Source organism: Streptomyces sp. NTH33, from assembly GCF_003236365.1.
Classification (GTDB): Bacteria; Actinomycetota; Actinomycetes; order Streptomycetales; family Streptomycetaceae; genus Streptomyces.
Window position 1 is genome coordinate 1 of record NZ_POTZ01000954.1, and the last position, 1,042, is coordinate 1,042.

General features: G+C 74.2%; 1 protein-coding gene. It reads left to right on the plus strand.

Translation table 11 applies throughout. The annotated features are described in order from the left end of the window. Positions 1-171: 171 nt before the first annotated feature. Positions 172-1,042, plus strand: an 871-nt coding sequence (locus C1I97_RS37765; RefSeq protein WP_111007353.1) for a bifunctional DNA primase/polymerase, incomplete at its 3' end; no start/stop codon positions are given.

A 1,042-nucleotide genomic window follows, 5' to 3' on the forward strand; every position in this document is an offset into this window, starting at 1 on the left:
CGACGGGTACCGCGTCCGCCTCTACACCAAGGCGTTCCACCCCGACCCCGCCGGGCTGCTCAACGACACCCCCGACGCCTAGCTACGCCAAGGGCGGCCCCCACCTCTCGCCAAAGAACGCGGGGCCGCCCTTGCCAGCCAGAACCCATCAAGGAACTGGAGACCTCCAGCATGACCCATGACCCCCAATCCGCGCTGCTGTCCGCAGCGCTGGACGCCGCCGCGCGCGGCTGGCACGTCTTCCCGCTCCGTCCCGGCACCAAGCGGCCCGCGCTGCACGGAGAGAAGGCGTGCACCCGTACCGGGCCGTGCGCGAGCGGGCACCGCAAGTGGGAGCAGCGCGCGACCTGTGACCCGGATCGTATCCGCGCCGCCTGGTCACGCGCGCCGTTCAACGTCGGCATCGCCACCGGCCCCTCCGGGCTGGTCGTCGTCGACCTGGACACCCCAGAGCACAAGGGCAGTTCGGACGCGCCTGACGGCGCGGCGACCTTCAAGGCGCTCTGCGAGCGCGCCGGGCACGCCGTCCCCACCACCTACCGCACCCGGACCGCGAGCGGCGGACAGCACCTGTACTTCACCGCCCCGCCCGGCGTCCGGCTCGCCAACACGGCGGGCACCGTGGCCGCTTCGGTCGACACCCGCGCATGGGGCGGCTACGTCGTCGCCGCCGGCAGCACCACCCCCACCGGACCCTACGAAGCGCTGTGCGGCCCTGAGACGGCCGCACTGCCCGGATGGCTGCAAACCATCCTGCAACCCGCCCCCGCACGCCCCGCGGGCCCGCTCAGGCTCCCTGCGGTGGACGGCAGCCGCGCGGCGCTGGCCGCACTGGAAGCCGAATGCGCCGCCGTTGCTGCGGCCCCGGACGGGCTGCGCAACGTCACCCTCAACCGGTCCGCCTTCAAGGTGGGGCGCTTCGTCGCGTGGGGCGACCTCCCCCGCCACGTGGCCGAGGACGCCTTCCAAGCGGCTGGGGAGGCCCGGGGACTCACCGCCGCCGAGTGCCGCGCCACGATCCGCAGCGCCCTGGACAGCTCCC